This is a genomic window from Flavobacterium anhuiense (assembly GCF_900101855.1).
In the GTDB taxonomy this organism is placed as follows: domain Bacteria; phylum Bacteroidota; class Bacteroidia; order Flavobacteriales; family Flavobacteriaceae; genus Flavobacterium; species Flavobacterium anhuiense.
In genome coordinates this window covers 392,110-413,359 of the sequence record NZ_FMVC01000002.1, presented here as the reverse complement: position 1 = coordinate 413,359, position 21,250 = coordinate 392,110, and the positions used below count along the sequence as shown (strand labels likewise).

At 35.0% G+C, this 21,250-nt stretch carries 14 protein-coding genes; 5 read left to right on the top strand and 9 right to left on the bottom strand.

Annotated elements, in window-relative coordinates; all coding sequences use genetic code 11:
- Positions 1–14: 14 nt before the first annotated feature.
- The 4 genes from BLP44_RS06305 to BLP44_RS06290 form a co-directional block, all read right to left on the bottom strand.
- Positions 15–1,250 (bottom strand): voltage-gated chloride channel family protein, encoded by a 1,236-nt coding sequence (locus BLP44_RS06305; RefSeq protein WP_091130678.1) that lies wholly within the window; start codon positions 1,248–1,250, stop codon positions 15–17.
- Between the two features lie 96 nt (positions 1,251–1,346).
- Positions 1,347–1,727, bottom strand: coding sequence for a RidA family protein (locus tag BLP44_RS06300; RefSeq protein ID WP_008462456.1), 381 nt, complete (start codon positions 1,725–1,727; stop codon positions 1,347–1,349).
- 145 nt (positions 1,728–1,872) lie between these two features.
- Positions 1,873–2,178, bottom strand: a complete 306-nt coding sequence (locus BLP44_RS06295; protein ID WP_091130677.1) for a chaperone modulator CbpM — start codon at positions 2,176–2,178, stop codon at positions 1,873–1,875.
- Complete coding sequence (locus tag BLP44_RS06290) at positions 2,175–3,095, bottom strand: DnaJ C-terminal domain-containing protein (RefSeq protein WP_091130676.1); 921 nt, start codon at positions 3,093–3,095, stop codon at positions 2,175–2,177. The genes BLP44_RS06295 and BLP44_RS06290 overlap by 4 nt, the downstream gene beginning before the upstream one ends.
- Before the next feature lie 296 nt (positions 3,096–3,391).
- Between BLP44_RS06290 and BLP44_RS06285 the strand changes: the two genes are divergently transcribed.
- Complete coding sequence (locus BLP44_RS06285; protein ID WP_091130675.1) at positions 3,392–4,105, top strand: hypothetical protein; 714 nt, start codon at positions 3,392–3,394, stop codon at positions 4,103–4,105.
- Positions 4,106–4,263: 158 nt separating this feature from the next.
- Here the strand turns inward: BLP44_RS06285 and BLP44_RS06280 are convergent, their stop codons facing one another.
- The gene (locus tag BLP44_RS06280) at positions 4,264–4,791 is read right to left on the bottom strand and encodes a hypothetical protein (protein ID WP_066032310.1); all 528 of its coding nucleotides are present in this window, start codon (positions 4,789–4,791) and stop codon (positions 4,264–4,266) included.
- A gap of 244 nt (positions 4,792–5,035) precedes the next feature.
- Between BLP44_RS06280 and guaA the strand changes: the two genes are divergently transcribed.
- The 4 genes from guaA (at position 5,036) to BLP44_RS06260 (ending at position 11,109) form a co-directional block, all read left to right on the top strand.
- Positions 5,036–6,565: a glutamine-hydrolyzing GMP synthase gene (gene guaA / locus BLP44_RS06275; RefSeq protein WP_008462460.1), complete on the top strand. Its 1,530-nt coding sequence runs from the start codon at positions 5,036–5,038 to the stop codon at positions 6,563–6,565.
- Positions 6,566–6,628: 63 nt separating this feature from the next.
- Positions 6,629–8,542 (top strand): LysM peptidoglycan-binding domain-containing protein, encoded by a 1,914-nt coding sequence (locus BLP44_RS06270; protein ID WP_091130674.1) that lies wholly within the window; start codon positions 6,629–6,631, stop codon positions 8,540–8,542.
- A 93-nt stretch (positions 8,543–8,635) separates the two neighbouring features.
- Entirely contained in the window at positions 8,636–10,708 is a 2,073-nt protein-coding gene (locus tag BLP44_RS06265; RefSeq protein ID WP_091130673.1) for a PBP1 and LysM peptidoglycan-binding domain-containing protein, read from the top strand.
- A complete protein-coding gene (locus BLP44_RS06260) occupies positions 10,708–11,109 on the top strand; it encodes an OsmC family protein (protein WP_091130672.1) in 402 nt (133 codons plus the stop codon). The genes BLP44_RS06265 and BLP44_RS06260 overlap by 1 nt, the downstream gene beginning before the upstream one ends.
- 132 nt (positions 11,110–11,241) lie before the next feature.
- Here the strand turns inward: BLP44_RS06260 and BLP44_RS06255 are convergent, their stop codons facing one another.
- From BLP44_RS06255 to BLP44_RS06240, 4 genes are all read right to left on the bottom strand, one after another.
- Positions 11,242–12,621 (bottom strand): Gfo/Idh/MocA family protein, encoded by a 1,380-nt coding sequence (locus BLP44_RS06255; protein ID WP_091130671.1) that lies wholly within the window; start codon positions 12,619–12,621, stop codon positions 11,242–11,244.
- A 99-nt stretch (positions 12,622–12,720) separates the two neighbouring features.
- Complete coding sequence (locus BLP44_RS06250; protein ID WP_091130670.1) at positions 12,721–14,904, bottom strand: M1 family metallopeptidase; 2,184 nt, start codon at positions 14,902–14,904, stop codon at positions 12,721–12,723.
- Between the two features lie 20 nt (positions 14,905–14,924).
- Positions 14,925–18,020, bottom strand: a complete 3,096-nt coding sequence (locus tag BLP44_RS06245) for a DUF5107 domain-containing protein (protein WP_091130665.1) — start codon at positions 18,018–18,020, stop codon at positions 14,925–14,927.
- Positions 18,021–18,279: 259 nt separating this feature from the next.
- Positions 18,280–21,234 (bottom strand): glycoside hydrolase domain-containing protein, encoded by a 2,955-nt coding sequence (locus BLP44_RS06240; RefSeq protein WP_091130662.1) that lies wholly within the window; start codon positions 21,232–21,234, stop codon positions 18,280–18,282.
- Between the last annotated feature and the right edge of the window lie 16 nt (positions 21,235–21,250).

Sequence of the window (21,250 nt, the reverse complement as noted above, 5' to 3'; positions counted from 1 at the left end):
GAGACTAAGATACTCTAAAGAAATTTTTGGTATAATTTATATTTTGCTCCTTTTACAATCTGAGATTTGTAGATTCCAATAGAACCAGAAGAAAAATAAGCAATTGTGCAGGCGATTGCGATGAAGATTCCAGGAGCAATTCCGAATAATTCCATTCCCATAACGGTGCAGGCAATAGGAGTATGGGTTGCTCCAGAAAAGACAGCAACAAATCCGATTCCTGCTAAGAGAGCAATTGGCATCGGAATTACGGTTGATAAAGCGCTTCCTAAAGTAGCTCCAACAAAAAATAAAGGCGTTACTTCTCCGCCTTTAAAACCAGCTCCGAGTGTAAATCCTGTAAATAAAATTTTAAGTAAAAAATCATACCACTGATTTGCATTTGAAAAGGAATCAACAATAACAGGAACGCCTAGTCCAGAGAATTTTGTAAAACCTAAACCTGCAATAGCAATAGCTAAAATCACACCGCCAATTACAGGACGAAGCGGAGGATATTTAATGTTTTTTGAAAAAATATAGCCCCAAAAATGTGTGCTTCTAGAAAATAATAAAGCCGCAAATCCTGATAAAACTCCAATAATTAGAGTAAAAATTATATTGTTTAAGCTAAGTTCTGGAATTATTGGAATGCTGTAATGTGTATGTTTTATTTGCCAAAATTCTACAGTAAAATAAGCAGCGTAAGCTACTAGAAAAGAAAGTAAAATGCTTTTGAAGTTAATTTTACTGAAATATAAAACTTCCAATGCAAAAATGGCACCAGCCAGAGGTGTTCCAAAAACAGAGGCAAAACCCGCGCTTATTCCGAGAATGATTAAAATTCTGCGTTCTGAATGATCAAGGTTGAAAAACTTGGTAAATTGGTCGGCAATTGCGCCTCCCATCTGTACTGCTGTTCCTTCGCGTCCTGCAGATCCTCCAAATAAATGGGTAAGTAATGTTCCTAAAAGAACTAAAGGAGCCATTTTAAAAGGTATCACTTTCTTAGGTTCTTCATATTCTTCCAGTAAAAGATTATTTCCTTTGGCAACAGATTCTCCCCAATAGTAATAACTCAATCCAACCAAAAATCCGCCAAAAGGCAAAAGCCAGATAATCCACTTATGCTGGATTCTAAATTGTGTAACCCATTCTAAAGCAACTAAAAAGAAAGCAGATGCAGAACCTGAAAATATGCCTACTAAAGCACAGATAAGAATCCATTTAGGAAGAGAAAGCAGAAATTGGTTAGGATTTTGGGAAGCCATTAATGAATTCTAAAAGTTTGCCACGAATTTCGCCAATTTTCGCGAATTAAAAGGAAAATAATTGGCGGAATTAGCGAAATTCGTGACAAAAAAATATTATACTACAGCAGTAAATTCGATTTCTACCAAATATTCTGGAGCAACTAATTTGCTAATTTCATAAAATCCTGTTGTGGGTTTGACATCTTTAAAGAAAGCAGAGTGCGCTCTAGCGACTTCTTCGAAAGTAGAGACGTCTGTTGTGAAAATTCTTGTTCTAATCACATCTTTCATCCCCACATTTAAATCTTCTAAAACTTTTTCTACTCGTTCCAAAATATTATATGTTTGAGCATAAGCGTCATCAGCTTTTACTTTTTCGCCGTCAACAATAGCCACAGTTCCAGAAACTTCAACAATATTGCCAATTCTTACGGCACGGCAATATCCCATTTTGTCTTCCCACGGAGATCCAGTCAAGATGTTTTCTCTTTTCATTTTTTATAATTTTTGCGAATTTGTCAGTATGGTTTTAAAAGCAAATTCAGGTTAATTAAAGATGCCGCAATTTAAGGATTATGCTTCTCTCGGCGATTAAAAAAAGCTTGAAATCAATTCAGAAATCAAGCTTTTTTGTGATATTTTATTCGGTTTCTTTTTCTTCGTAAATACGAAGCCTGTTTTGTACGGTATTCAAATTTTGCTGTAGGGTTTCGATCTTATTCAAAAGATTTGCAATGGCATCAATTCCTTCCAGATTTATTTTGAGATCATAATGCATACGAATCATTTTTTCAACTATAGGAAGCTGTTTTGGTTCCAGATACTCGTCATTTTCTTCCGTTATAATATGAATGAGTCCGTAATTATGAAGTTCGGTTATAAAGGTGTTCTCAATTTCGTGGTAAATACAAAACTGTTTGATCTGGATTAAATTTTTATTTTTCATGACTTTCTAAGTTTTGCTAGTTCTTCAAATAACTCTTTTTCTTTATCCGACAGTTTTGTTGGAATTTTTATAGTGTACGTGATGTATAAATCTCCAAACTGATTCTCTTTTTTATAAACAGGAAAACCTTTTCCTTTCAACTTCACCTTTGTTCCTGGCTGTGTTTCTGCCGGGACTTTGATTTTTACTTTCCCGTCAAAAGTGTTGATATACGTTTCGCCACCTAAAACTGCGGTGTACAGATCTATTGGAGCCTCAGCATATAAATTATTTCCTTCTCGTTTAAAATCTGAATTATTAGAAATTATAAACGTAATGTATAAATCGCCGTTTGGGCCACCGTTTACACCAGGTCCGCCATGATTGGGAATTTTAATGATCTGTCCGTTTTCGACACCAGCAGGAATTGTAATTCGGATATTTTTTCCGTTTACGGTTAAATTCTGTTTGTGTGTAGTGTAAGCCGATTTAAGGTCTAATTCTAGTTCGGCATTAAAGTCCTGTCCTCTATATTTGGACTGCGATCTGCTTCTGCCTCCGCCGTACATCGAATTGAAAAAATCTGAGAAATCACTGCCAGAAAAGTCTCCGCCTCCAAAACCAGAAAAATCGTCTTCAGAATATTGATAACCGCTTTGCTGTCTGCTTTGCTGCTGATTAGGATTGTAGCCCGCTTTTTCAAATTCGTCAGCATGTTTCCAGTCTTTTCCGTACTTATCATATTTTTTTCGGTTCTCTGCATTGCTTAAAACTTCGTTGGCTTCATTTATCTCCTTGAATTTTTTTTCCGCTTCTTTATCATTCGGATTTAAATCGGGATGATATTTTCTAGCCAATTTTCTATATGCTTTTTTGATTTCCGCTTCTGTAGCAGATTTTGTGACATCCAATACTTTGTAATAATCGATATAATCCATTTTATTGAGATTTTAAATGGTAAAATAAAGTCTTGAAGTTAAGAATAAGTTGTTAATAATCAAAATGCTGAATGCTTTTGTAAAATGATTTTTTTGGAATTTGTAAATTTTAGATTTGAAATTTATTTTTTATGAAATAAAAAATCTTGGCAGGTTTTTTGCTTCCAAAAATTAGCTTAATTATATGTTATAAAACTCCTAAAGTTGTAGCAAGTAAGTAAATTATACTATTTTTGTGAAGCTGGACTTTTGATTATATTAATTATAAAAGGCGATTCGATAATACTTTTTTTTCAATGAAGCACATTTTATTTTTCATATTATTTTTTACTGCACTGTCTGTATCAGCCCAAATTGAGTCTAGTACTAAATTCAAAACTATTCCAGGCGGAAAGTTTACTGCAAAACCTAAAAAGACTCCGGTTCCTGAGACAAAAGACCCACTGGCAAATTTTAATGATATGCCAGCAATTAAAACTCCAAATGTTTTTGAAAATACGACTATAACTCCAAAATCAAAGTTTCAGATTGGAGAAGAGAAAAGCAAATTTACGATGTCTACAGAAACAGATTTTGCTAATCCAGGCGATCGATATGTAGCCAAAATGGAAAAAGATTTGGATAAATCTTTAAAAGACGCCGGCTTAAGGGAAGGTCGCGGTGTTTTGGTAAAGAAAAATATTTCGCTAGGGGATTTTAAAACCAAATCGGAATACTTTATTGTTAAGTTCCGGGATTTTGGAGCTATTGACGGAGATTTAGTAAAAGTATCTTCAAACGATTATGTAATCCGTGATAGAATTTTATTGGATTCCAATTTCCAGCAAGTAAAAATCAATTTGGCACAAGGATTCAATAAATTAGACTTTGAAGCCTTAAATATAGGTACACTAGGAGGAAATACGGCAGAAATACAAGTCTACGACGATAAAGGCAATTTAGTGACAAATGATTATTGGGATAATCTAGCTGCAGGATTCAAGGCTTCTATTGTTGTGACGAAAGAATGATTTTTTTTTAAGATGCTAAGGTTCTAAGATACTGAGATTCTAAGTTTTTTCCGGAAGCTTAAACAAACAAAAAAGGCGATTCTAATTTTAGAATCGCCTTTTTTTATAATCTGATTATTTCACGACTTAGAGTCTTAGAATCTTAGCATCTCAGTATCTTAGAACGGATCCGCCGTCACCTTAAACTTCATATCTGCTTTTACAGTAACATCTTTTGTTAAAGTTTCCTTTATGGTCACTTTAGTTCTTATTTTGTAGCTATCTGCTTTAATGTATTGATCTAGTTTTTGATCGGTACAAATCAAATCGATTGTGTTGCTAGATACGTTGATATTGTCTGCATACGCTAATTCGATTTCATCAGAATTTGATGTTGAAATATACAGATGAATCGATTTTAAAAATGTAAATGTTTTATCCGAAGGATCTGTAATGGATAATTTCAGCGATCTGATTTTTACATCTTTTACCAAACTAGCTTTGGTTTTGTTGTTTTCAAACTCAGCAGAAGAATTGGTTGTAACCTCTGGTGTAAAAATTTCTGATGGCAAGTTAACAGGTGAAGTGCTTTTGATTGTAATCGAAGTATTGTTCGAAATTGTAAAAGTCAATAAATCATCAACCGTATTACAAGAAGAAAAAAAGACCGACACAAAAGCAGTCAGGGCAATAATTTTTGATTTCATAGTTAAATTTAAATTGGGTTTTCGTTAGATACGGATTTTTGGATTGTTTGGATTTTTTTTGCGAAGATACTAAGTCTCTAAGTTACTAAGATGCTAAGATGCTAAGATTTTAAGTTTTTAGTTTTGCGAAGAAAAAAGCTTAGAATCTTAGCATCTTAGTTTCTTAGTATCTTCCGGTGAAAAAAAAATATTTTTTTTCACCGTTCCGATTTTTGAATTTCGAATATAAAAAGTACTTTTGCGCATGCAACACAACGTACTTATTTTAGATTTCGGATCGCAATATACTCAGCTTATTGCGCGTAGAGTTCGCGAATTAAATATATTCTGCGAAATTTTTCCTTACAATCACATTCCAAGTGATTTATCAAGTTATAAAGCCGTAATTTTAGGAGGAAGCCCTTTCTCTGTAAGAGGAGAAGATGCACCACATCCTGATTTATCACAAATTAGAGGTAAAATGCCTTTACTTGCTGTTTGTTACGGAGCACAATATTTAGCTCATTTCAGCGGTGGAGAAGTGGCAGCTTCAAATACTAGAGAATACGGTAGAGCAAACTTGTCTTATATTAAAGAAGGCGAAACTTTCTTTGAAGGAGTTTCAGAAAACAGCCAAGTTTGGATGAGCCATAGCGATAGTATCAAAGCGCTTCCAACAAATGCTGTAAAATTAGCTAGCACGCATGATGTAGAATACGCAGCTTACAAAATTGAAGGCGAAACTACTTATGCGATTCAATACCATCCAGAAGTTTACCATTCAACAGATGGAAAAAAGATGTTGGAAAACTTCTTAGTGAAAATTGCTGAAGTTCCTCAAAACTTTACTCCAAATGCTTTCGTTGACGAAATGGTAGCAGAATTAAAAGAAAAACTAGGAAACGATAAAGTAGTTCTTGGTTTATCTGGTGGAGTAGATTCTACTGTAGCAGCAGTTTTATTAAACAAAGCAATCGGACAGAATTTATATTGCATCTTTGTTAACAACGGTCTTTTACGTAAAAACGAATTCGAAAATGTATTGAACCAATACAAAGGAATGGGGTTAAATGTAAAAGGTGTAGATGCAGGGGATCGCTTCCTTGGTGAATTAGCTGGAATTAGTGATCCTGAAACAAAACGTAAAACAATCGGTCGTGTATTTATTGAAGTTTTTGATGATGAATCGCACTTATTAGAAGACGTAAAATGGTTGGCACAAGGAACTATTTACCCAGACGTTATTGAGTCTGTTTCGGTAAAAGGGCCATCTGCAACTATTAAATCACACCACAACGTTGGTGGATTGCCAGATTATATGAAATTAAAAATTGTAGAACCGCTTAGAATGCTTTTCAAAGACGAAGTGCGAAGAGTAGGAGCTACATTAGGAATAGATCCTGAATTATTAGGAAGACACCCTTTTCCAGGGCCAGGATTATCAATAAGAATTTTAGGAGATATTACTCCAGAGAAAGTTAGAATTTTGCAAGATGTAGATTCTGTTTTCATTGAAGGATTAAAATCTTGGGGATTATACGACAAAGTTTGGCAGGCGGGAGCAATTTTGCTTCCTGTAAACAGTGTTGGAGTTATGGGTGATGAGCGTACTTATGAAAAAGTAGTAGCGCTTAGAGCTGTAGAATCAACAGACGGTATGACCGCTGACTGGGTTCATTTACCTTACGATTTCTTGATGAAAGTGTCTAATGATATTATCAATAAAGTAAAAGGCGTGAATCGTGTAGTTTACGATATTAGTTCAAAACCACCTGCAACAATTGAGTGGGAATAGTAGCATAATTTAAAATTAAGGTCTTACATTTGTAAGGCCTTAATTTTTTATAACCTACTATTTATGAGAGAACTTTTAACAATTTCTCTTGTGTTTATTTTGTCTTTTAACAAAATAATTGCGCAAGATTCAATTATCGAGCACAAGATTCAAAAAGGTGAGACCGCTTATTTTATTGCCCAAAAGTATAAGGTTTCTATCGATGAGATTTACAAACTCAACCCCGAATCGCAAAACGGAATCAAAGACAATCAGGTTTTAAAGATTCCAGTTCACCACTCAGAAAACACAATTTCAAAGCAGCAAACTCATATTGTTGCACCAAAAGAAACATTGTTTGGTTTATCAAAACAATATGATGTTTCAGTTGAAGCTATTCAAAATGCCAATCAGGAAACTCTTGCCAACGGACTTCAAATCGGTCAAGAACTGATTATTCCTCAAAATCCAGATCATTTTTCAAAGCAAGAAAATGTTGTTTCTTCAAAAGCGACACATTTGGTTGTAGCTAAAGAATCTTTATTTAGCATTGCTAGACAATATAATGTTTCGGTTCAGGATTTAGAAAATCTCAATAAAGATATTTTAATTAATGGATTGCAGATTGGACAGACGATTTCGATTCCAAACAAAAGAAAAACTCTGGACGGAAGAGTTCGTGTGATAAACCAGGAAACGGTTTTTCATGTGGTTGAACCGAAGGAAACCAAATTTTCGATTGCAAAGAAATACGGAATTTCGATCGATCAGCTAGAATCTCAAAATCCTGAAATTGTAAACGGATTAATTGTTGGAAACAAATTGGCTATTAATACTACAGCAATAAAGCCAGCAAACGAAAGCGAAGAATTGATGCTGGCGCTTGCCGAAAAACAAGTTGTGGTTGAAAAAACAAGAGCCAAAACGGTTGAAATTGAAGATTTAAAAGACCGATTGGTTGTTCAGAAAGAGATGAATCAGAAAATTATAAAGATTAATGATTTGAAAGTGAATCTGAACGATATGAATGGTTCTAAAGAAAATTCAGTTGAAAAATTGCGTTTGGTTTTAGAAGCCAATAAAAATGTTCAAGATGTTTTAATGGCAAAATTAGATTCGCTTGTTACGACAATGAATGATGACTTGAAAGAATTGAAACGAATGGATATTCTAAATGTCGAAGAATCAAAAAGACTTGAAAAACAATCTTCTGAGGGAATCAATAAAACCAATGAATTATCATCTCAACTGAAAAAGGAACTGGCAGAAAATAGAAAAGTGTATGCTGGTTTGATGAATAAAGTAGAGAAAATTGTCGTTGAGGAAAATCAGGAGTATAAAAAGAAAATCCGCGAAAGCGAGAAAAAAGCCAATACAGAACCTTTGCAGCAGCGTTTATCTTTAGAAGAAATTAAACGCTATAAAGAAGATCAGCAAAAAGGAGACGAAAAAAATCAGCTCTTGATTGCTAAAATTGATTCACTTGACAATCAGAAAAAAATTGAAGTAAAAAGACATATCAGTAAAGCTTCGTATTATAGCATGGAAGCTCGAAAGTTTGATGATAAATTGGCTTTGATTAAACTAAAAAAATATCAGGATGAAGCAGTCAAAAAACAGAAAAAGGACAACACTGCTGAAAATTCAAAAACAATTTCGCTGGAAGAAATGAAACAGGAATTGAAAGACAATCCGTTAAGACCTGATAAAACAGTAAAAGTAGAAGTTTATGATAATCTTAGAGAAGTTTCGAACGGGTATTACTTAGTTTTGGGTATATTTACAGACGCAGTTGACCGAGATAAGCTTATTATGAAACTCATTGATTCTGGCGATTTTAACGCTAGTTTCTTTTTCAATATTAACAGTCTTTCATACTATGTTTACAGCGATAAATTCGAAAACATGGAAGAAGTGCTTTATAAATGCAAGAAAAAAGAAGAAGATGAGTTATATAAAGAAATCATAATTGCCAAAGTAGAAATCGATTTGAGATGATTTTCGATTGAAATAACAAACGGCTCGAATTTTGCTTGGAAGAAATCTGTGAGATATTTTTAAATTAGAAATTAAATTGTTTTAAGCCATATTATGAAATACTATTTAACATTATTGTCTCTTGTATTCTTTATCAGTTCAAGTGCTTTTTCTCAGGAAAAAGTGGTGAAGTATAAAGTGTCAAGCGGTGAAACTATTAATCAGATTGCCCAAAAATTTAAGGTAACTCCTTATGATATTTATAAGCTAAATCCAGATGCTAGAACGGGTTTAAGCCCAAATACAGTATTGCTGATTCCGACGGCGACTGGAGAAGCAAAAAAAGAAGTTTCTGAAACTAAAACTGTTGCTTCAGGAAAAGAAATTATTCATGAAGTACAGCCAAAAGAAACGTTTTACAGCATTGAGAAAAAATACGGAATCTCTGATGAAGCTTTAAAAGCAGCAAATCCGTTTTTGGAGAAAACTGGCGTACAGATTGGACAGAAACTGGTTATTCCTGCAAAAGGATCTGCTCCAAAAGCAACAGCAAAACCTTCGAAAGAAAAAGGCGCTGAAAAATATGTTTATCACGATGTTCAGCCAAAAGAAACAAAATTTGGAATTGCAAAGCAGTATAATATGACTGTAGAAGAATTAGAAAAACGCAATCCAGATATTGTTTCTAGTTTGCCAGTTGGGTACAGACTGACCATAAAAGGAACAGCTCCAAAAACAGAGCATGTTGCAACTGAAACAGCAAAGCCTGCGGAAAATAAGAAACCTGCCGAATCTTCTAAAAAAGCGGTTACGTATATGGAGTATCAGGTGAAACCGAAAGAGACTTTTTATAGTTTAGGAAGAGTTTTTCATTTATCTCAAGATGAATTAGTGGCATTAAATCCGTCACTTTCGGAAGGTGTAAAAGAGGGGATGGTTCTAAAAGTTCCTGCTGGATATGTAGCTCCTGCACCAATTATTGCAGCACAAGTTCCTGGTGATAAACCAGCTGATTCTTCTACAAGTAAACCAGCAGAAAGTACTGGCGGTGGAATTAAGATTGTTGATAAAGTAAAATCTACTGAAAACGAAAATGTAGAAATTGTGGAATTAACCAAAAAAAGAGGTATCAATGAGCGCAAAAAAGTAGTTTTATTGCTTCCTTTTAATTTGGCTAAAGTGCAAAGCGATACTTCGGGAACGGCTAACAGAATTAAAAACGATAAGTTCTTAAATATGACTCTAGATTTTTATTCTGGAGCTTTGATGGCGATTGATTCTGCAAAAACATTGAAACTGCCAATTGACGTTGCAATTTATGACTCTCAGGAAACTAAAACCACTTCGAATGTTGTAGGTTTGACTCCGAAACTTCAAGATGCAGATGCTGTAATTGGGCCATTTTACCAAAGTAACGCAGAAACGGCAGCAAGCATGTTGCGTTCGTATAATGTTCCTGTAATTTCGCCTTTATCAAAAGATAGTGCTAATCCGATTGATAATTTGTACCAAACTATACCGTCAAACGATGTAATCAGAAATTCAGTTTTTGATTATATGCGTTCTAAAAACGGAAATATCGTAGCGGTCGTTGATAAGAAAAAAGAATCTGTTATCAACTACATTAAGCAAAATCAGAAAGGAGTGGCATTTGCATCTCTAACTGAAACTGGCGGTTTGGATGTGGCTAACTTAAAAAGTCTGTTAATACCAAATCGTTTGAATTATGTTGTGATGGAAACAGGAAATACAGCGATGGTAAAAGCTACTATAAAAGCTTTACTCGATTCTCAAAAAACGTGTCAGGTTCAATTAGTGATTTTAGAACCAAATAGTACACTGGATACAGATGAAATCAATTTTGATAACTTGGTAAAACTAAAATTAATGTATCCTTCTGTAACTCGCGAAAGTGATGAACAGCCAGTTTTAATTTATGAAAAACAATATCGTCTAAAAAACAAAGCAAATCCGACGACTTATGCAACCAGAGGATTTGACGTAACGTTTGATACGATGATCCGTTTAATGCAAGGAAAAACATTCCAAGAAACAGCTGATTTGATGGCAACTCAGCAGGTAGATAATAAATTTCAATATTATAGAAAAGAAGATGGCGGACACGCTAATAAAGGTGTTTACATCTTATATTATGATAGTGACTTAACTTTAAAAGTAGCAAATTAATGACATCAAAAGTAACCTATTTAGGAGATTTAAGAACAAGTTCAATTCATGTGCAATCAGGAAGCGAAATCATTTCTGACGCACCATTAGATAATAACGGAAAAGGAGAAGCATTTTCTCCAACAGATACTGTTGCAAACGCTTTGGCAAGCTGCATGATGACTATTATGGGAATCAAAGCTCGTGATTTAGAAGTTGATTTTATTGGATCTACAGCAGAAGTAACTAAAATCATGAATGCTGAACCAAGAAGAATCGGTGCAATTGAAATTGTGTTTCAAATGAAAAGCAATGCTGACGAAAAAAGCAAAACTATTTTAGAACGTGCTGCAATGACTTGCCCAGTGTTTTTAAGCTTAAGCAGTGAAATCGAAAAGAAAATTACGTTCAACTGGAATTAATTTTTATCAAAAATAAAAGAAGCCATCTGAGAGAATCAGGTGGCTTTTTTGTTTTTACGAATTGTCTAAAACAGACAAGAGAGCAACATCTACTTTGCCCTCTTGTTCCTCTTACTAACTAACCAATAATATTTATTCTGAAAACTCTAATTTTTTAAGTTTGTTCCAGCCTCCACGAGTAAAATCTGGAATTTCTACAGGAGCAGAATTATGGTCTAATGAAATTTCTGTTAATGGTCCAAGGCAAGACCATTCGGCTAAATCATAAACGTCCATATCAAGCGGAAGTCCTTTTTGCAGACAATAGATTAAACGATAGTCCATAATAAAATCCATTCCGCCATGACCGCCCACTTTTTTAGCCTGTTCTTCGATTCCTTTGGCAATAGGGTGTTTGTATTTTTCCATCAACGCTTTTTTCACTTCTTCAGGAACAAAAGAATGCGCGCTCAATTTTTCGTGATTTGGTTTTACGTCATCGCTTAATTCTTTTCCGTCCAAAGCATAACCTTCAAGCGGATATTTATTAGCAAAACCTTTTGTACCACTTAATTGATACATTCTGCTGTATGGGCGAGGAGAAGTAACATCGTGTTGGATGTGAATTGTTTTTCCGTTTTCTGTGCGAATCATCGTCATCGTATGGTCTCCGTTTCTAAAATCTTTAATTTCCTGTCCCGATTTTTCTTTAATGTAAGCAGGATTTCCAACAGCTTTCGTATCCATAGAAACCAAGAAATTCATTTTATCACCACGGTGAATATTTAGTGCCTGACATGCAGGTCCCATTCCGTGTGTGGCATAAATATCTCCACGATGTTTAATGTTATAATCCATTCTCCAGTTGTTCCAGTATTCTCCCCAAAAAGGCTGTAAACCATGAATATACGAACCTTCTGCATGAAGAATTTCTCCAAAAACGCCTTGCTGAGCCATATTTAAAGTGGTCAATTCGAAAAAATCATAAACACAGTTTTCCAATTGCATGCAGTGTTTTCTCGTCTTTTCAGAAGTATCTATCAATTCCCAGATTTCTTTCATGGTCAAAGCGCCTGGAACTTCTATTGCAACGTGTTTTCCATCTTTCATGGCCTGAACACCAATCACAGCGTGATGTTTCCAATCTGTGGCAACATATACCAAGTCTACATTCGGCAAAGCCGTAACTTTTCTCCAAGCATTTTCATCACCATAGAATTCTTGTGCTTTTGGGAAACCAGCTTTCGTTAAGATTTCATTTGACTTCGCAGTATTTTCTTGAGTCATGTCGCACAAAGCCACAATTTCTACACCTGGAATATGTGTCATGCGTTCGACTGCTCCAGGGCCGCGCATTCCAAGTCCGATGAAAGCAACACGAACCGTCGGAATTGGATCTGCTGCCATTCTCAATACGTCTTGCTGTCCTTTTGGACGTGAAGGCGTTTTGGTCTTAATCATTTGTGCCGATGCAATTGTCCATCCGAACAAAAGAAAAAGGATTGTTATAGGTTTTAAGAAGGTGATTTTCATGAGTGATTATTGTTAGATAATTTTTTTAAACAACCTCTCTAATGAACCAAATTAGAGAGGTTTTCAAAAACAAAAACAGACCTAAAGGACTTTTAATAATTATTTTTGACTACTAAATCTTTTCATTAATGGCGTTACATGTTTTTGGGTATCGTCATCTAATGAAGCCAATGCTTTATCTGCTTCAGCTGCCGCATATTTTGTTAATCCTGCTAATCCTGCTGCAATCACGTTATACGACTGTTCTTTAATGCTTTCTTCCATTAAACTTTTATAAGAAGCATCTCCTGTAGAAGCCAATTTTACAATAGCATTAGCTCTGGCAATTGTCTTTTTATCATTTTTTGCAACATCAAGTAGCGTTTTTAAAACCTGATCTTTTGTTTGTTTTTCATTTAAGTCAATTGACTTGATACTCAGAACTCTTAAATCTTCCTGTTGGTCTTTTAAACCTTCCAGTAAAATAAGTTGCGATTCCTGACTTCTGTCTTTCGAAGCAAATTTTATAGCTTCAATTCGGTTGTAATAGGATGGAGCATTTTTATATTGATACAAATAATCAGCTGCTGTTTTTTTGTCTACATTCACTTCGCCCACTAGAATTTTATCTGGATCTAAATCTATAAATTCAGGTTTTGAAGGAAGATCAAAAGTGAAGCTTTGTTGTCTTTTATCAATTAAAATATCCTTTCTGATTTTAGTTCCGTTTACATAAAAATCAACTTTCAAAGGCAGGGTAAAAGTTTGCACTGCGCTATCCTGAGATTGACTAATGGTAATAATAATTTTTCCGTTAGCATATCTGTAAGTCACATCCAGAATCGGACTTCCAGCGTTATAATACCATTGCTCAAAATAAGGCAACCAGTCTTTTCCAGTTACTTCTTCCATAGACAAGCGCAGTTGATGCGGTTCGCCAGATTTATAAGCATTTGTGGTTAAATAATGATTTAGTCCTTTAAAAAAGGCTTCATCACCCATTTGGTTTTTCATGGCATACAAAATGATAGAACCTTTAGAATAGCTGATATTATCAAACATATCGTCTGCATTTTTGTAATGAAAACGTGCTAAAATTGGACTGTCGCCATTTTTTTGTGAGCGTAAATAATTCTGCAATTTTTCATAACGCGATCTGTCTTCAGCATCTTGTCCAGCATCATGACCATGCCATAAAACTTCTCCAAAAGTGGCAAACGATTCGTTCATGGTTAAGTTTGACCAAGACTCAGCCGTTACGTAATCTCCAAACCATTGATGAAAAAGTTCGTGAGCAATGGTGCTTTCTTGATTATCATCTAATAATTCTCTTTCTGTTTTTTGTACATATTCTCCATGAACAGTCGCAGAAGTATTTTCCATCGCACCTCCAAAATAATCTTTCACAACAATTTGCGCATATTTTGCCCAAGGATATTCTACACCAAGCATTTTACCGTAAAAATTCATCATATCGGGCGTTTTATAGAAAATCTGTTTGGCATAAGGCGCATATTTTGGCTCCAAATAATAGCTGACTTCTTTACCGTTATACGAATCTTTATAGATTTTAAAATCACCAACAGCCAGCATAAACAAATAAGGCGCATTTGGCTGTTCCATTTTCCAGATATCTGTTCTTGTTCCGTCTTTATTTACTTTTTGCGACGTTAGTTTACCGTTTGAAAGCGTCGTATATTTTGCCTCGACAGTCATCGCAATTTCAGAAGTTGTTTTCTGATTGGGTTTATCGATTGTTGGGAACCAGCAAGAAGAAGCTTCCGTCTCGCCTTGCGTCCATATTTGTGTTGGTTTGTCACCTTTTCCGTCAGGATTAATAAAATACAATCCGTTTGAATTGGTAATCGATTCGCCAGCTTTGCTTTTCAGTTCTGCTGGTTTTGCGGTGTAATTAATGAAAATCGTGTACTTTTCAGTTCGTTTGTATTTTCTGTTTAAAGCGATTGAAAGTTCTTCGTTATCGTATTTGTATTGCAACGGAATACTTTTTTTGCCGTCAATAATAGCAATTTCTTTAAAATCCATTCCTTTTGCGTCCAACTTAAGCGAATCGGTTTCGTAAAAATGAGGTTTTAAAGTAATCCATTCTTTTCCGTATAAATAACGTTTTCCGTAATCGAATGAAACTTCGAGTTTGGTATGAATTAAATCATGTGTTTTTAAAGGAGTAGCACGGTAAATGGATAATTCATCAACCTTTTCTGCTTTGTTTTGTGCTTCAATTTTTGGACTCATCAAAACGACAAGACCCAAAAATGTATATTTTAAAAAATGCTTTTTCATTTTATTGTTTTGAAAGTTCTTTACAATTTTTCGATAATTCTGACTTCGCCGTCTTTTTCATCTTCACTTAAAATATCCGATGGTTTTTTAGTGTAAGACAATAAAGTCCATTGCACTATTTTATTTGTCGGATATAAATCGGCCTGAGATTTAATCCATTTTTCAGCTTCTTTAGCAGAGGAAGTTTTTTCTATTGCCCAAGCCGAAACCAATTGATTTGCTGGGAGGAAATTCATAACCGTATTATCGACTACTGGTTTGAAAGCGACAATTTTTTCTAAAGATTTAGAAGCCATTTCTTTGTTTCCAAGACTGCTGTAACATTGATAATCTAACCAGTTTTCTAATCTTTCATCAATATTTTCGTCATACGGTTTTCCAACGCCTAAATTCTCTGGAAACAGTTTTGCATCAGCAATAAATTGTAATGCTTTTTTGTACTGCTTGTTTTTGATTTCTGCCAAAGCCTGCATCAGTTTAGCTTCGTGATATAGTTGTCTTCCAGCTGTTGCACCTTCAAACGGAAGAATCTGCAATTTGGTTAAAAACACATCAGCTTCGCGGTATTTTTTGTTTAGCAATAATGTTTTGGCATACAGCATTCCAATCAAATAATTGTCTTGATGTTTTTTATAAAAAGATTCAGCCGTTGTAAGCGCTTTATCAAATTGTTTTTGAGCGATGTAATGTTCTGCCAGCATTTTATGGTATCTCCAACCTTGCGGATCCAATTTTATAGCCTGTTGAAGACTTGTCAATACTATCGAAGCATCGTCTTTAAATAAAGAAGCTTTAGCTCCATAAAATGCAGGATCATTTGGTTTTGTACCGCATTCTGAAAACAATCTTTTAGCTTCTGAAATGCTATTGCGATTCCATTCAATCAAGCCTAAATGATATTTTAATTGGTATTGATCATTTGTTTTAATTAATGATTTTAGAATTTCAGCAGTTTCATTTCTGAAAGGGAAACTAGTTCCAGGTTTGATTTTGCTTACATCAACTGGTTTGTTTTCTAAGAAAGCTTTCCAATATATAGTTTCAGCGCTTGGTTCTGCAATAGAAAACACTTTTAGAGCTTCTTCTTTTCGGCTTAAATTATTGTACCAAATTCCCAATTCAAGAAAAGTCTGTTCTGGCATTTCGTTTTGGATCGCAGAAACAAAAGCATTTTTGGAATCGTTTGAATTGTTCCAAAGGTATTTTTCAAAATCAGTAAAATGATTTAGCGGATCTAATTTTGTAATGATTTTTAAAACTGAATTTGTTTTATCAGAATTATTTTGAAGACGATATAAAACCGCTAAAACCTGTAAACCTTCTATATTGTATTGATTATAGATTAAGCTTTTTTCAGCATATTCAGCCGCTTTTGAAAGATCGTTTTCTGCTAAATAAATTTTGCTTAAAGCGGTGTAAGCAGGACTTCTAAATTCAACACTTGCAGCGGCAATATCAAAACCATCTTTTGCATCAATAGTATTTCCTAAATGGAAATTAGCCAAAGCATAAAAATAATTCGCCGAAGCATCGTAAGTATCTATTGATAAAGCTTTGCTTGCTAAATTTGCAGCTGCTTTATAATCTAATTTTCTAATTTGCAAAGAAGCCAATGCAGAAAGGGCAGGAGCGTAGTTTGGATCTAGTTTCAAACAAGCATTTAGTTTGTCTTCAGACAAAGCATAATCTTTGAAACTGATGTAATTTTTTCCTTGCTGATACAATCCATAAACTGAATTATGGTCAAAATCTTTTGGAATTTCTACAGGACGGTTGATGTTTCCATCTTCTGGCGCTGAATTCCAAACTAATTTATTTTGACCTAAAACAAATTTCAATTTATTAGAATCCACTTTTACTTGAATAGAATCTTTGAAAGTTTGCATGGTATTCAGAGCAATATCTTTAGAATACACTTTTTTATCGTTTTCAAAAACTTCAATTTTTTCGTTTAATTTTTGAAGCGGAGAAAAATAGATTTTCAGCCAGCCATTTTCGTTTTTGATATTAACTGAACCATAATTGTTGGCTTTTACAAAGCCTTTTGTGTGTTTTACAGGAAACCAATATTCGGTCCAAGTATCAGTTTGATATGGAGCAAAGGAACGCTGTTTGAAAGGTGTAAGACTACTGGTTTCGCTTGCCTGATTAAACAATCTTCCGCTTTGCACTTCTACATATTGTCCGTCAGTATCGGTCAGTAATTTTTCCCAAATCATGCCTTGCTGCGACAATCCCCAAATCCATATTTTTTTGCCGGGTTTGTCATCGTGATTGCCATATCTTCCCATTCCGAAATCTTCGTCGTGATAATATCCTCCAAAGAAATCATCATATTTCCCGAATACGTGATACGATTTGTAGCCTCCAAAATTGTTGTTTTTGTAGAAAGATAAATCTTTGCCGTTTTCTTTGTCAATTGGCCACGAATTGTATTCTCCGTTATGACCGATATATGTTTGTCCAGGATAAATAAACTGCAGATTTTCGGCTGCTTTTATTCCCGTATTCATCCAAGTGTAATAAGGCTGTTCAAATTCGGTTGTGTTCGACCAAAACGAATTTGTGGTAAAATACGCTTTGTCTTTTGGCAGATTAATGTCTAATTTCCAAGAAGTTCTCGTCAATAAATCTAAAACGCCAATCACACAGCTAATGCTTCCGTCTTCTCGGTTTATAATTTTGTAATCGACAGGAGTGGCGCAGTTTGGCGTATGGCCGATAATTCCGTAATTGCCTTCAACGCCTCCGCTTGTCCACGGTCCGCGCATGGCAATGTCTCTAAATTTTACCACATGATTGTTGTAAACAATGTCTTTTCCTGTAGATTTTTCTATAGCCGACCAGACTTTTCCGCCAATTTCTGGCAAAATCATCAGTTTGATATAATCATTTTCAATTTCGATTACTTTCCATTCTTTCTGAACGGGTTTGTCAGTAAAACCGTCAAAACGGAAATACGGATAAAACTTTGTGTCAGGTTTTGGAATCGGATCAGGATCTGAGAACGGATATGTGGTAAATACTTTTTTGTATTCTTTTACAGTCGGTTTGTTTTGTGCGTTGACAAACAGGCTTCCAAGGAGTAGAATTGATAATAATGGTCTAAATTTCATGATGGAGAGCTTGGTTATTTGTGGTTGTTTTTTTGCCACAGATTACATAGATTAAAATGATTTAATTTGTGTTAATTGGCGTTAAATGTGCCGTTAGGCACTAGATATTGGTAGAGAAAATCAGGTTCAAATACGTTGGCGTGCCGTAGGTACGCAATAATTATCGTTTTGTTGCGTACCTACGGCACGCTAAATTTTTTCTAATTCATGTTTTCTACCGATATTTAGTGCCTAACGGCACAACAAAATATGGATTTTATTATTTCACAATCAACAACCAGCCTTTTCCTTTAGAAACTGGTATTTCGTCTTTTGTTGTAAATGTTTTTGCTGGTTGGAAATTGGTAACTTCTGGAGCTGTAATTGTCGCTTTTGCAGGATTGATTCCTAGTTTTTTCCAGTCGATATTTAATTTCACATTTACATCGGCATCTGCCCAACTTGCGATTGAAATTAAAGCTGTTCCGTTCTTTTTGTAAACAGTTGCCAAAACTTTGTCGTTGTTTGTTTTTACAGGACAGTTTTCGCTCCAATATCCAATCATTTCAGAACCTTTAATTCCGAAAGAATCCCAAAGTTTCCAGATGTTTCTTGGATCAGCACCATCGCTCCATGGTAGTCTGTTTGTCATTCCGTAAACCATTCCTCTCCACGGATTTCCACCATCTTGAAGCATTTCTCCCATTAAACCAAACGGGATTCCGCTTACTTCTGTCAAGAAAAAGTCAGGCTGATTTTTTTCATAATCAAAATATTCTCCAAACCATAATCTATTGATGTACGGGAAGTGCTCCATGTATAAGTTGGCACTATTATTAAATCCGTCACTTTTGTTATATTGGTTCGCACTATGTAAATCGATAATTCCGGGATGACCATCTTTAGTCAAAACTCTTTTGATACGTTTCATCGTGATTCTGTCGAAAGCAACGTCGTCAAGATATATTCCGTCAATGCCCACATTTTGGGTCAGCCAGTTCATACCTTCTACATAATAATTATGCCAACGGTTCATACCGCTGTTTACGATTGCAGCATCTTTTATTTCAGGAACAAACCAAGCAGCTATATAATCGTCGCCAACGTGTTCTTGCAGCCAAGAGAATCCGCCACCTTTTCCTGGAGAATAAATTTCGTGACCTAAACTTCTAAGAGCGAAAGTTTCATAAGCTTTGTTAGAAACCTCTCTAACCGTGTTGTAGATTTTTACTTTTAAGCCTTTTTGATGTGCTTCATCGATATACGATTTCATCTTTTTATATTCAATAAAAGGATAATTGATATAAGGATTGATTGCATTGGCGTGGTGAATATTGATTACCGTTGCGCCAGTTTTAGCGATAGAATCGATCGGACTGTATTTATGGTAAAACTTTGTATCCCATTGAAAATCGGTATTTATGGTATGGAAAGGCGTAATCAATAAGTTGAAATTGTAGTATAAAACATCGCCTTTTTTCATCGTTCTAGCACCGCTGTACGCATTTACTACAACCGATTTTGGATTTGGCGTAATGGTAATGCCGCCCTTATTTTCGTTACCCCATGAAGTAGGCAGCAATAAAGGTTTTTGTAAATAGAAATTAGTATTTAAAGGGCGGCTATATTTTTCGTCTCTTAAAGAAAACTGCAATCCAGAATTTACAGCACCAATCCAAGCACCGTCTTGATTTTTATGGGCAACATCCCATTTCCAGTCGAAAGTTGCAGGGCGATCTCCACCTTTTTGACCTAATCCCATCATGTATTTTGCAGAAGTTGGCTGCATTGGCATTTGGAAATTAATGTCATTAAAAGCGACGTCTTCGAGGGCTGTAACTTTTACCGTATAATGTACAAAACCGTCAAACTCTACAGAAGCATTTACATCCATTTGAACCGATTTTGAAGTCGCAGTATTTTCCCAAGACACTATTCCAGCTTCTTTTTTAGTGAATTTTACACCGCTATTTTTCCATTGCACTTCTTTTCCAGAAGCGTCAACAAAATGAAAATCGATTGGAGCGCTTAAAATGTCATTTGCTTTTGTTGTAACAGAAGTCATTTCTGGCGTAAAGAAAGTCTGAATTTGCGCAGGAAATCCGTTTGGCGACAAGATTAGTTTTCTTCCTAATAAAGCAATTTCAGAGTTATTTACTGTTAATGGAGTATAAGGAGCAATAACTGTATTTTCCTGAGCTAATGTCGAATTTAACCATTTTAAACGCGTCATTTTCTCAGGACTGTCAATTCCTCCGTTTTTTGTTACTTCGTTTGAAACCGTAATTTGAAGATTGATTTCTTTTGATTTTCCGTCAGCCGTTACGGTTGCTTTTCCGTTGTATGTTCCAGCAGCAGCAGTTTGTGGAACATCGATACCGCACCACATAGCCTGAATTTTTCCTTTTGAAACTGAAACCGTATTTGTAAAAGGAGTGCCGTCATATCGAGTTCCATCAGTGTTGATACAGCTGATGTCTTTCGCTTCTATTGTAGCTCCAGTTGTGCTTACTAAATTGGTGAAAGATACTTTTACATTTTTTAAATCTTCAAGCGCGTAAACACCTAATTGAAAAGCTAAATATTCACCTTTCATTGCCGTATCAGCAAAACTGTTTTGAACGCCTTTCTGAATCCATCTTTGCGGTATATCAGATTTTAATTTGATAGAATGTTCTCTGTCTTCTGGGAAAACCAAGAAAGAGTTTCCGCTGTTTTTTGCCACAAGAGCTGAAGTTTCAGACGCTGTAGCAATCACTTCCATCGGATAAAAACTATTGAAAGCATTTACACTTTGGATTTCTGTTACAGCAGCATTTTCTTTAAAATTGCTTTTGATTTTAGAAACCCATTCAGTATTAGCTTTATCTTCAGGTTTTTGATAAATTCCTTTTGGATAATTTGCAGTTCCTTCATCAACATAAGGCATATAATAAACGTAATAAGTTCCTTTGCCTGAAATAGGTTCAAAGAAAATAGTACCGTTTTCTCTATTGATATTTTCGGTTTTGATGTTCTGAATTTCTTTTCCAGACGCATCCTGAACGATAATTTTTTTAAGTTCTGGATTGGTGTCTCTTCTTCGCCATTCGATTGTCGTTTTAGCAACATTTCCAGACCCAGAAAAGGCAATTACAGCACGGTGATTTCCTAATTGATTCGGATTCCAGCTGTCGTTTCCGTCTGAATATTTTATTTGTGCAGTTAGAGGAATGCTGATTGTGATCAAACACATTATCAGTATTCTGTTT

Excerpts from the sequence above, each read along its gene's own strand:
- BLP44_RS06305 (WP_091130678.1), bottom strand. The coding sequence starts at position 1,250 with ATGGCTTCCCAAAATCCTAACCAATTTCTGCTTTCTCTTCCTAAATGG.
- BLP44_RS06300 (WP_008462456.1), bottom strand. The coding sequence starts at position 1,727 with ATGAAAAGAGAAAACATCTTGACTGGATCTCCGTGGGAAGACAAAATG.
- BLP44_RS06295 (WP_091130677.1), bottom strand. The coding sequence starts at position 2,178 with ATGAAAAATAAAAATTTAATCCAGATCAAACAGTTTTGTATTTACCAC.
- BLP44_RS06290 (WP_091130676.1), bottom strand. The coding sequence starts at position 3,095 with ATGGATTATATCGATTATTACAAAGTATTGGATGTCACAAAATCTGCT.
- BLP44_RS06285 (WP_091130675.1), top strand. The coding sequence starts at position 3,392 with ATGAAGCACATTTTATTTTTCATATTATTTTTTACTGCACTGTCTGTA.
- BLP44_RS06280 (WP_066032310.1), bottom strand. The coding sequence starts at position 4,791 with ATGAAATCAAAAATTATTGCCCTGACTGCTTTTGTGTCGGTCTTTTTT.
- guaA (WP_008462460.1), top strand. The coding sequence starts at position 5,036 with ATGCAACACAACGTACTTATTTTAGATTTCGGATCGCAATATACTCAG.
- BLP44_RS06270 (WP_091130674.1), top strand. The coding sequence starts at position 6,629 with ATGAGAGAACTTTTAACAATTTCTCTTGTGTTTATTTTGTCTTTTAAC.
- BLP44_RS06265 (WP_091130673.1), top strand. The coding sequence starts at position 8,636 with ATGAAATACTATTTAACATTATTGTCTCTTGTATTCTTTATCAGTTCA.
- BLP44_RS06260 (WP_091130672.1), top strand. The coding sequence starts at position 10,708 with ATGACATCAAAAGTAACCTATTTAGGAGATTTAAGAACAAGTTCAATT.
- BLP44_RS06255 (WP_091130671.1), bottom strand. The coding sequence starts at position 12,621 with ATGAAAATCACCTTCTTAAAACCTATAACAATCCTTTTTCTTTTGTTC.
- BLP44_RS06250 (WP_091130670.1), bottom strand. The coding sequence starts at position 14,904 with ATGAAAAAGCATTTTTTAAAATATACATTTTTGGGTCTTGTCGTTTTG.
- BLP44_RS06245 (WP_091130665.1), bottom strand. The coding sequence starts at position 18,020 with ATGAAATTTAGACCATTATTATCAATTCTACTCCTTGGAAGCCTGTTT.
- BLP44_RS06240 (WP_091130662.1), bottom strand. The coding sequence starts at position 21,234 with ATGTGTTTGATCACAATCAGCATTCCTCTAACTGCACAAATAAAATAT.